6 protein-coding genes are annotated in these 9,603 nt (G+C 63.9%); 3 read left to right on the top strand and 3 right to left on the bottom strand.

What is annotated here, in order from left to right:
- Positions 1–430: 430 nt before the first annotated feature.
- Positions 431–1,396, bottom strand: a complete 966-nt coding sequence (locus IEZ27_RS51610) for a hypothetical protein (protein ID WP_189654010.1) — start codon at positions 1,394–1,396, stop codon at positions 431–433.
- A gap of 775 nt (positions 1,397–2,171) precedes the next feature.
- Between IEZ27_RS51610 and IEZ27_RS51605 the strand changes: the two genes are divergently transcribed.
- The gene (locus IEZ27_RS51605) at positions 2,172–5,360 is read left to right on the top strand and encodes a DEAD/DEAH box helicase (RefSeq protein WP_189654009.1); all 3,189 of its coding nucleotides are present in this window, start codon (positions 2,172–2,174) and stop codon (positions 5,358–5,360) included.
- Positions 5,361–5,666: 306 nt separating this feature from the next.
- On the opposite strand, the gene IEZ27_RS51600 is transcribed toward IEZ27_RS51605, so the two are convergent.
- A complete protein-coding gene (locus IEZ27_RS51600) occupies positions 5,667–6,080 on the bottom strand; it encodes a hypothetical protein (protein ID WP_189654008.1) in 414 nt (137 codons plus the stop codon).
- A 101-nt stretch (positions 6,081–6,181) separates the two neighbouring features.
- Entirely contained in the window at positions 6,182–6,472 is a 291-nt protein-coding gene (locus IEZ27_RS51595; RefSeq protein WP_189654007.1) for a hypothetical protein, read from the bottom strand.
- A 199-nt stretch (positions 6,473–6,671) separates the two neighbouring features.
- On the opposite strand from IEZ27_RS51595, the gene IEZ27_RS51590 reads away from it, so the two are divergent.
- Together IEZ27_RS51590 and IEZ27_RS51585 are read left to right on the top strand one after the other, a co-directional pair.
- On the top strand, positions 6,672–8,840 hold the full coding sequence (locus tag IEZ27_RS51590; protein ID WP_189654006.1) for a hypothetical protein: 2,169 nt from the start codon (positions 6,672–6,674) through the stop codon (positions 8,838–8,840).
- 6 nt (positions 8,841–8,846) lie between these two features.
- Positions 8,847–9,587 carry a hypothetical protein gene (locus IEZ27_RS51585; RefSeq protein WP_189654005.1) on the top strand — a complete coding sequence of 247 codons (741 nt, stop codon included), beginning with the start codon at positions 8,847–8,849 and terminating at the stop codon, positions 9,585–9,587.
- Positions 9,588–9,603 lie beyond the last annotated feature (16 nt).

Here is a 9,603-nt window from a genome sequence, read left to right as displayed (position 1 = left end):
ATGTCGCCGGGGCGGAGCTCGAAGCCGTCCCAGCGGTTGCTGTCGTACATACTCGTCTCGTAGCGGCGCACGGCCGTCATCCTTGCAGCGGATCCGATCCCGTGCGGCCCAGATGCTTCACCGCACGACATCCTGCCGAGGGCTCAAGACTGAGGTTCCGAAGGGCGTCGCGCAACAGTACGTAGCGCAGCACCCGCCCATAATGTCCGATCTCGAACACTCCGCGAGGGCATCATGAAGGCTAGAGGATGAGCGCCGAACGGCGGCTACGCGCGCGTCTACCTTGGACGCAAATCACGCTAGGTAATCGCATTGCCGCCACCGGGCAGCTCGGTATGGCCGCTCCCGGACTGATCCGGCTGGCCGTCGTGAGCCCAGGTCAGCGATCCATTGCCGCCTGCCGTCGGGGTGCGGTCAGAACTGGCAACCATCAACTTCGCTGAAGCTCGGGGTGCGGTCGCCACTCACGAACAAGTGCGGTCGGTAGTTGCAAGCAAAACCAGGCGTTGAAGTGCGGCGACTCGCCCGGCTTCAGCGGAGGCGGCGGCGACACCGAGTAGACGACACCGCCGATGGCCAACAGGACAACGGGCCAGGTGGCTGCCCGCCACGGCTTGTAGCCGAAGCGGACCGTGACGTCCTGCAGAAGGCCCCACACCCGACCGAGCAGCGCCCGATCATGCGCGGAACACCGCGACTCCAGCACCGTGTACGTCAGCCCGTTAACGCGCAGCGGACGGGGCCAACGCCCAGGATCATCGCGCAGCAAACCCACCCGGACACGTTCGAGGATGACAGTCCCATCAACATCGCGCCCGGGCAGCAGGGCAAGCTCGGCGGCTTGCAGCCCACGCGCGTCGAGCGCAGCACCGGGATTAGCAAGCACTGCGCCCTCAAGGTCCAGGCCGAGCGTGATCTGGGTGCCGACGAAGCGGCCTTCACCATGGACCGTCATGCCGCCGCACACCACGTCCGAGCCGACCTCGTTACGCGTGAAGCGCAGCGCAACGGCACCCGGGTTGTCGAGTACGGCGTCGCCGAGCAGGACTCGGCCGAAGGTACGGCTGTTGCTGATGCGCACCTCACCGCGGGCCTGCAGGTAGCGCAGCCGCTGTGGCCCTCGGAAGGTAGACCTCTCGACAAGCAGACAGCTGTCGCGGCTGTTGTCCAGGTACGCGCCCTCCAGGAGAATGCCGCCGCTGACCGTGGTGCCGGCGAGACTGATCCGGCCGACGACCACGGTCACGCCCGAAGCCTTGAGAGAGCCGATGGACGCGCGGTCGAGTGTCAGGCAAGGACCATCCTCGTTACGCAGGTCCGCGCCCGTCAGGCACCGGTTCGCATCCAGCCGAGCGCCGACCGAGCGGATCTCGCCAGTGGCCGCGAACCCTTCCATTCACCAGACGCCGCCGTTCACAGCCAACCCACCGCCGCTCAATGCCGCACCGGCGCGGCGATTCAGTCTGGCGCCGTTCAACCTAAGGCTGACACCGATGTGAGCGTTCATCAGGCGCATGCCACCGTCGGCTCGCAGCCGGTCAGCGACCCCGCAGGGCTGCTTGAGGAGGTCGTCGGAAATGTCCTGTCCGAGGTCTCTTCCGACGCCAACAAGTGTCGCCTAACGTAACAGCGATGCGGCCCTTTCAATGAACCTGTCGACAGCCTGCCGAACCTCGCCCATGCGCTTATCCAGTTCCTCGAAGGTTGCCAGCGTGTGGATGTCAGCAGCGAGTTCCATCGCCGCGCCGGCAAGCCGTAGAGCCTCATCATCGTCCGTGAGCAGGCGTACCAGGCAAAGCGCTCGCCACGCAGCGGCTCGACTCTGATTCTGAGTTCCCCGTGGCGATGAGTCGTACTCGCCGGAGTTAAGGCGGACGCCTTCGCGTTGTATCTGCCCGATCCGGGACGGACGCTGGCCTCGGTGACTGAGGACTTGGGGATGTGCAGACTGAGGGCGGCTGGAGTAGCTGGGCCGTCCTACGCCGAACTTAGCCTGACCCCATTTCAGCCATAACGTGGAATATGTCTGGAAATGCTAGCTCAACCTGCATTGATCATTTAGCTGGAGAAGTCGCCCAAGTCGTGATCATGCACGTGCGGGCCTATCATCTGGGTCAACAAGTGGTGCTCCTGAGGGGGATGCGCCCGTTGGTGCGTCTCGCGGGAGGCACATGGAACACGACGTTGACGTCGAGGGGCTATCGATCGAATTGCCTTCTCGATGGTCCGATTCGATCAAAGTGGACAAGAACATCGCACGCCAGCTCCTTTGTCCACCACGCAAGGCCCGTCTTGTCAATGAGAACCAGTCAGTATGGGCGGTCGCGGAGGACCAGCGCTGGCCTGTCATCAAAAGTCCCACCCCGGAATACGTGCACCTCATCCGGAAAAAGGAGCGGTTCGCCTGGGGCGGTCCCGCCGCGGCGCACGCTCCAGCCGAAGTAAGGGCATCTCTCGAGGGAGCCTTTCACCTGCCCGGCCTCGACGCGCAGAGCCCGCGAGGGTTGCGTGCACCCCAGACCGGCGCTCTCCTGGCCGTCTTCGCCCACTGGACCACCGGAAGCCAGCACCCGGCAACGGTCGTGATGCCCACCGGCACGGGCAAGACCGACACTATGGTGGCGATCTACGCAGCCGCGCGCCCGAAGCGCCTGCTGGTCCTCGTACCCTCCGACGTGCTGCGCGGTCAGACCGCGGGCAAGTTCGAGACCCTTGGCATCCTGCCTGAACTGGGCATCGTCACCGGCCCGTTCGAACGCCCTGTGGTAGGCCGCGTGGAGCACCACTTCGAGTCGGGCGACAGCGCCCGCTCCTTCGCGCAGGCGTGCAACGTGGTGGTCACTACCCCCGCCGCCCTTTCGGGCTTCCCCGAAGACGTCCGGACTATCTTCCTGGCCGAGTTCAGCCACCTGTTCATCGACGAGGCGCACCACGTGGCGGCCAGAACCTGGAGCGAGATCCGCGACGCCTTCGACGGCCGGCCCGTCGTTCAGTTCACCGCCACCCCCTTCCGGACGGACGGGCGCCCCCTTGGCGGACGAGTTGTTTACGCCTTCCCGCTGCGCGAAGCGCAGGCTCATGGATATTTCGCCGGCATCGACTACATCTCCGTGCTGAGCTTCGACGACCCGGACAGGGACATCGCCGAACGCGCCCTGTCGTGCCTGCGCACCGACCTCGACACCGGCCGCGATCACCTCCTCATGGCGCGGACCAGCTCGATCAATCGGGCCATTGAGCTGCTGAACCTGTACGAGGAGCTCGCGCCGGACCTCAGCCCCGTGGTCATCCACAGCAAGCTCAGCGGCAGGAAGGCCAAGGCCGCCCTCGACGCGCTCGATCAACGCCACTCGCGCGCGATCATCTGCGTGGGGATGCTGGGAGAAGGTTTCGACCTGCCGCAGCTCAAGGTCGCGGCACTCCACGACACGCACAAGAGCCTCGGTATCACGCTGCAGTTCATCGGCCGTTTCGCCCGCGTGTCCTCAACGACGGTGGGCAACGCGACCGTGGTGGCTTCACGATCCGACGCACCCTTCGACGAGCAGCTTCGTCAGCTTTATGCGGAGGATGCCGACTGGAACCTCATCGTCCGCGACCTGTCCCAGCAGGCCGTCGGCGAGCAGGAGGACGCCAGCGACTTCGAGGCCGCATTCGGCTCCGGGCCGGAAGAGGTGTCCATCAAGTCGGTGCTGCCGAAGATGAGCGCGGTGGCGTACAGAACCGGCTGCCAGGACTGGACCCCGACGAACGTCTACCAGGTCTTCCCCGAGGAGAATCTGCTCACCTACCCCATCGCCGTCAACAGGCGCGATCGTGTGCTCTGGTTCGTCACCCAGGAGCAGGCTCCCATCCAGTGGGGCCAGCTTCCCGCTGTGGAAGAAGTCGTTCACCACCTTTACGTCATGTACTGGGACGAAGCCCACGGCCTGCTGTACATCAACAGCACCAACAACGACAGCCTCCACGAGGACCTGGCCACGGCCGTGTGCGGGCAGACCGCGGACCGCATCACCGGCAAGCGGGTCTACCGCGTCATGGGCGGCATCGACCGGCTCGTGCCCACGAACGTCGGCGTCCTGGACGTCAGGAACCGTAACCGGCGCTTCTCCATGCACGTCGGAGCCGACGTCGCGGAGGGCTTCGCCGATGCTGAGAAGCACACCAAGGCTCAGACCAATATCTTCGCGACCGGGTTCGCCGCCGGCGTCCGCACAAGCGTCGGAGCCTCGCTCAAGGGCCGGATCTGGAGCCGCCGAACCGCCGAGTCGCTCAAGCACTGGGTCGACTGGTGCGATGAGATGGGGCGCAAGCTGCTCGACGACAGCATCAACATCGCCCATGTTATGGACAACTTCATCCAGCCCGAGGACCTCGAAGACTGGCCGGAGCTGACCGTCCTGGCTGTGGAGTGGCCGCTGGCCCTCCTGGCCCGTAATGAGGACTCCGTCCAGCTCTCCTACGGCGGCGTCTCCTATTCCTTCCTGGAAGCCGAGCTGGAGGTGACACCGCACGTCCCAGACGAAGCCGTCCACTTCGTCATCCGCACGCCTGCCTGGCAGGTGCCCTACGCCATCTTCATCGAAGACGGCCTGATGCGGGTCAGAGCCGCGGGCGACGGCGAAGTGATGATCTCCACGTCCCGCCGCGACCTCTCCGCTACCGAGTTCTTCGCTCGCCGCGACACTGTGCTCCAGGTCCTCTTCGAGAACGACACCCTTGTCTGCGCGCCCGCCCGCCTCCTGCATCCCGTACGCGACATCCCACCCTTCGATTCCGCCCGGCTTCAAGTACCGGACTGGACGGGCATCGACATCACCAAGGAGTCCCAGGGACGCACCCGCGACGCCGACTCCATCCAGGCACGGATGATCCAAGTGGTCTTGGCGCGTGGCCCCTGGGACGTGGTCGTCGATGACGACGGCTCCGGCGAGGTTGCCGACATCGTCGCTCTCCGCGAGACGGAGCGCGAGCTGCACATCCTGCTTGTGCACTGCAAGTACTCATCGGAGCCGCAGGCAGGCGCACGGGTAGAAGACCTCTACGAGGTGTGCGGCCAGGCCAACAAGTCAGCCGCCTACCGCCGCGACATTACCGCCATGCTGAACACCCTGATCAACCGCGCCCGGACCAGGCAGAGGAAATACGGTCACAGCAGCATCGAGGCCGGCACCTCCGAAAGACTCGTCCGCTTGCGGGAGACGGCCAGGACTCGTAAGCCGCACCTCACCATCGCCATCGCGCAACCTGGCCTGAGCCAGACCAGAGCCAGCCGTAAGCAGATGGAACTCCTGGCCAGTACCGAGGTCTATCTCCGCGAGATCGCGAATGCCGGTTTCGAGGTGTATTGCAACGCATAGATGAAGATCGGGTGACGGACTGACCAGATCGACGAGGGACTTCACCGCCCGGCACACCCGCGGCGGGGAAGCGGGGCCGGACTTCCTGGCGCCGCACCCGGCCAGGCGGTAACGCATTCTTTCCTGCGTTGACTTCTGAAACCGCGCCACGGCGACTCTCCAGCAGCTACCGTAATCGGCAGCCATGCCGGGCGGCGGCGTATTCGGAGGGTCGGCAATACCGCCCTGTCCCAGAAGGAGCAGGCCCTGCCTGCGGCAACGCCGATGTCGGCTGTGATCAGTCGTGGGCTCTCTCAAGAGCGGGACTCAAGGAGTGAGGTCGATCCCGACGACACTCCCACCATGCTCGATGACCTTGATCTTCTGTTCGACTCCCCCAGCGAGCCCACGCGCCCAAGGCGCCCGAATGCCTGTGAGAGTTCCTCGAACGTGGTTGACGGTCTGCTTGACGGTCAGCGTCGTGGCCCCCTCCCGCTCCTCCCCGAGAAAGGCGAGCGGCTGCTTGAACAATCCCTCCAAAATCCGGCGCAAAGAATCGACAAGCACGGCGAAGTCGGCCTCCTCGGCAGAGGAGAGCTGGTGCCGCTCGTGGATTTCAAGCGCATCGCGCACAGCGCTACGCAGGCTCCGGAGCGTAGCGCGAGCGATCTCAACGTCAGCACCCAACAGCAGGACACGGCGCGGCGCCCCGGCAACGACTGCGGCCTTAGGAAGCAGCACCTCGACTTCTTCTCGCCCCTGGGCCCGAAGAACTTCCAGGGCGAAGGTACTCAGGTCCTGGCCCCCGCGTGTCAAAGTCTCCGACGGTAGATCGCTTAGCCTCACCGCGTCTCCCTCTCCCCGGCTCCGCCGTTGTGGTTACCTTCGTACCCGACGACTTCCCCGTTTTCGGTCACCGTGCCGATGCGTTGCCGCACAACGCCGCTGGCATCGCCTCGTATGCCGAGGAGGCGGCCCGCGACTCGCCGCACCTTCTGCGTCACGGTCACCGGACTCGTTGCGCTTGCCTGACCGGCTCTGACGATCTCCAGCACGATCCAGCAGACCACCGTCACCGCCAGGGCCGCGGCCAGCGCCCAGCTCCATGCGCTTGTCACCAGATTCGTCAGCACACCCGCGGTGACACCACATAGCACTGACCCGCCCGCGATCAGTCCAGGCCTCCACCGACTACTCACGTCGCCTCCTGAGACTTCCTGACTACCGCGATGCTAACCCGCCAGCGAGGACGGCACAGATTCCTGGAGCGGTCTACCCACTTCAAGATCTGCGTCGTATGGTGACTTCAAGATTTCGTGGGGGGAAGGTCACATGGTCGATTCGCCACATCTCGAAGGACTTCACCTGGACCCAGACATCCGTGATCTCCTTACTGGATTCCGCCAACACGCCTTGTACAACTACGGCGAAATGATCGCCGTGAAGCAGGTCGTCGAGCACCCGGTGGATCATGATGAGATCGAGCAGCCCCTTCTCACGGCGGTAACGGCGGTATTCGCTGAACCGGATAACTTCGACGATCTGTTCAATCATCTGCGCGACCCGGGCTCCGTACTTGTGCTGAACCTTCCGCCGAATGCGGGCCGTACCACTCTCGCCTACGCTCTGCTGGCTCGTCTCCAAGTCGAAGGGTTGACTAGCCAGGCGCGGACGCTCCGATACGGTGGAGCAAGCGACTTTCCTATCCGGAGGCTACCGCACGAGAAGAACCAGGGTTTTCTGCTGGTGCTGCCAGCCGATGAGGAGGAGTCGGAGTACCAGGTTTCGCCGCAGTTCGGCAGCCGAATCCACACTCTTACGAATGAGCTGAGAAGCCTGGACAATCGGCTTGTTGTGCTCACTTACCCGCAGCAATGGCGTCGTATCAGCATGGGTGCTCCCGAGGGGGTCGCACCCGCAGTCAGCATCGTGGCTCCGTCCGAGATCGCCGCGAGTTGGCTGGCCGCCGAAGAGCCGAACCTCCCCCGCCAGCGTTGGCTCAGTAATGCAGAGATTCAAAAGCTCCTGCGCGGCGGGACTCCCACGGACACTCTGCAGATCGTCGACCTCATCATGTCGGCGCACAGGAGAACGCTCGGTTATTCGTTGGAGCAGCCCAACTATCAGGCTGACACCGATGAAGGACGTGCCGAATTCCATAAGCTGGTGACCGAAGTGACCGAGGCTCGCCGCAACTGGAGAGGCAAGCTCCTCGAATGGCACAGGGCAGAAGGACGGACAAGCGTCGAACGTAACTTCCTTCTCGCCGCGTCCGTGCTCCGCGGCGCTCCCGTCGCGAACGTGTACGCCAGCGCCGCAGCCCTCAGCACCACGTTCAAGGAGAAGGCAGAGCTCTCAACCAGCGGACAGTCCTCACCCGGGATCATCGAACTGCTCGACACGGTAGAAGGCGAAGTAACTGAGAAGGGGACGATCACTTTCGTCAGGCCCGGGTGGGATGACGCGGTCCTGGAGTACTTCTGGACCGACCGCCCCCTGGCTAGGCGGCCATTCCTCACATGGCTTGCCGAAGCTCCCATCAAAGACCGCCAGGAGGCGCTGGAAGGCCTCAGCCAGCAGGAGCGCGAGGCGCTGGCACAACGCATCGTCTCCTTCGCCCTTCGCTGGGCCGTACGCCACCGGCGGCAGGAGCCCCTCAGCGCGCTGGCCGCCGCCTGGCACACCTCGCAGGCCGAGAGCCGAACCAGGCGCATGTGGAACGTCCTGGTCGAGTTGCTATCCAGCGCAGCGGCGCAAGAAACGTCCTCCTACCTGCACGAGATGCTCTTGAACTGGTCCAAGAGCGATCGTCCGGCACTACAGACGGCCGTCATCGCCGTATGCGCGAGCGACTTCGGTCAGGTGCACACGGTCAAGGCGTTCCGACGGCTGAAGAAGGCTGCCACGCCCCCTGACACACAGGTAACCGCTACGTTGCGAGTGACGGTTCGTAAGCTGTGGGCCCAAGCTCACCTGCGTCAAGCGCTTCTGGAGTTCATCACGAACTGGTGCCGTGAGTCAGGCGAGGAGGGGACCGGTGGGCATCAGGCGTTCGCCGCCCTCGCCAGTGCCCCCAGCCCCACCGACCCTTCCCTGCCGCTCCTGCTGGACAGCAGCGATGAGCAAGAGCGGGATCGCACTATGGGCATGTTGCCTACCGGCTGGACAACGCTGCTCAATCAGGAGCCAGGCTCCGCGCAGTCGGCAGAAGCCAAGGACGCGGTACGGCTGTGGATGTCGGCCGCACTCCGCGACGAGAGGCTAGGTGAACCCATATTGGGCTCCTTGCGGCAGGCGGTCGCACCGGGCGGCCCGGAAGGATCCCAGCGGCGACGTGATCGCCTACGCACGTACGTTGTGGCGTGGTCGCAAGAGGGTGAACAGACGCTACGAGAGCAGCGAGAAACGATGTACGCTCGGCTTTCCCAGCTGCTTGATAACGACTTGAGCGAATCAGTGCAGCGACAATTGGATCAGGACGCTGTCGACGAGGAACCATAAGCCGATATGGAGTTCCTGCGTCGGCGCTCACGCACGGCCGAAGCTGCGCCGACGTTGGTCGGTGTCTTCATGGACCGGCTGGATACCGTGAACGCTGGGCTAGCTTTCGATGTCCGCATCCGTATCGAATGGCGGCGCGATCTCTTCGCGCCAGGTGCGCCTGCCACTCCACGCATGATCGCACACACAGTTCGCGGAATCGTGGCAGCAACAGTCAAAGAGACGAGTGTCTTGCGCACGCAGGACGCTGAAGAGAAAACCGATGCGATGTTGCGCAGCCGGTTGCCCGTGCAGGGCGAAGGGTTCGAAGTTCTTCGGGCCAGTGTGACCTTGAAGGCTGACGAAGAAACCATACACGCTGCCAAGCAGATAGAGAGACTGCTGCATGAGCAAGAACTAGATAAGCTCGCGCGCAGGCAAGTCAAGGCGCGAGCGGACTTCCTGCGTGAGGTGATTTTCGCCGATCCTGCGTCCGCCTACGTGTACACGTTGCTCGAGGTTCCGCAACGTGCCGGCGGGTCGGTGAAGGACGTGAACATTGACGAGATGGTCCGGCGGGTCAATGAATGGAACCCGGAATCCCGCTGGGTGGTCATTGCTCAGGTCCTGACCGACTTTGTCAGTAGCCTCACCGAGAGCGGGCGCAAAGATTTGCTAAAAGTTTTTTCTACTGCTATTAACACCTTGGGCACAGCCGAGCAGTCGGAAGCACTCTCACGCGCAATGCACCTGACTGAGGACCACTGAACCTTTTCAGGTTCCG

The organism is Nonomuraea spiralis (assembly GCF_014648435.1).
GTDB lineage: Bacteria > Actinomycetota > Actinomycetes > Streptosporangiales > Streptosporangiaceae > Nonomuraea > Nonomuraea spiralis.
This window is presented reverse-complemented; position numbering and strand designations above follow the sequence as displayed.

What these genes read in the sequence shown, in the direction of transcription:
- IEZ27_RS51610 (WP_189654010.1), bottom strand. Translation starts at nt 1,396, where the DNA reads ATGGAAGGGTTCGCGGCCACTGGCGAGATCCGCTCGGTCGGCGCTCGG.
- IEZ27_RS51605 (WP_189654009.1), top strand. Translation starts at nt 2,172, where the DNA reads ATGGAACACGACGTTGACGTCGAGGGGCTATCGATCGAATTGCCTTCT.
- IEZ27_RS51590 (WP_189654006.1), top strand. Translation starts at nt 6,672, where the DNA reads ATGGTCGATTCGCCACATCTCGAAGGACTTCACCTGGACCCAGACATC.
- IEZ27_RS51585 (WP_189654005.1), top strand. Translation starts at nt 8,847, where the DNA reads ATGGAGTTCCTGCGTCGGCGCTCACGCACGGCCGAAGCTGCGCCGACG.